The sequence below is a fragment of the Psychrobacter sp. 1U2 genome (assembly GCF_051847575.1).
Map to the genome: position 1 here is coordinate 1 of NZ_JBPYDC010001102.1, position 705 is coordinate 705.

A 705-nucleotide genomic window follows, 5' to 3' on the forward strand; every position below is an offset into this window, starting at 1 on the left:
TGGCAGTGGTAGATAGTCGGGTGGTAGGTTGGCTGCAGGATAAAACGCCATCGCACGCTCAAGCAAAGTTTGCCAACGTTGTTGGTATGCTTGGACTTCTGCTAAGTTGCCTTCATAGATGGGCATGTCGCGAATTTGACGTAAAATGTCAGGCGGAAACTGCTCGTCACGGAACTTAGCAATGTCTTCTTGCAGCGTTGATAGCAAAACCTTGGCGTGTTTTTTGCCATCTTTTGACGTAGGGTTGTCAATATAGTCTGGGGCGACAAAGGGCGCCGAGCGTCTAGACATAGGATTATATCGTCAATAAGTAGGTTAAAAAAATACTAATAAGTCTGCTTACCAATGTCAATCAGTATACTAAATAGAGGATTTATATCGATATTATAACCATATAACCCCCTTTAAAGCTTATTTTTTTAAATCGTACAACTAAGGTTTTGAAAAAAACTACCGAATTAGTCTGAACATAAGTAATAAACGAAGAAGTTCTTTATTATAGAATGAAATAAATCACAGCAATGCTCAAGACTTATTGTTAATGACTATGCCCAATATGACTATTACTATCTATAGGACGTTCTGAGACATCACAAACCAGCGCATCACTATGGGTTTCGGTCTGCGGGTGCGATAAGCTTTCAACCTGAATGGTAGCATGATGTATACCAATCGCTAACAAACCTTGTTCAAGATTGGCAATCA

General features: G+C 39.7%; 1 pseudogene. It reads right to left on the bottom strand.

The annotated features are described in order from the left end of the window. Positions 1–291: pseudogene (locus ACS8FD_RS20615) on the bottom strand (hypothetical protein); the annotation flags it as partial. Positions 292–705: the final 414 nt, after the last annotated feature.